This is a genomic window from Bradyrhizobium sp. Crot121, assembly GCF_059512385.1.
The window spans coordinates 1-251 of the sequence record NZ_JCAMOR010000575.1 but is presented as its reverse complement, the minus strand read 5'-3'; the positions used below and the strand labels follow the sequence as shown (position 1 = coordinate 251).

Here is a 251-nt window from a genome sequence, read left to right as displayed (position 1 = left end):
CTTCCTTGACGGTCTCCCCGATCTTGTGCAGCCGCTCGCCGCAGCAGGGGCAGATATGGCTCTCGATATCGATCACGACGTCGATGCGCGGCAAATGCTCCGGAAGCTTCCCCCGGTTGCGTCGCGCCAGTCGCTTTCCACGGCCTTCCGCTCCATCAGGCAGCCTGCCTCCGGTCACGTCGTCGTTGGCGGCCGGACCAGCCGCCTGCGCCGTGATGGTGAAGAGAGATAGCTGTCCGGGATCCAGTGTC

1 protein-coding gene is annotated in these 251 nt (G+C 64.9%); it reads right to left on the bottom strand.

Annotation, left to right across the window (positions count from 1 at the left end):
• Positions 1 to 251 (bottom strand): transposase domain-containing protein (locus AC5ZGW_RS47955; protein WP_496114376.1); only part of this gene is annotated, 251 nt, incomplete at both ends.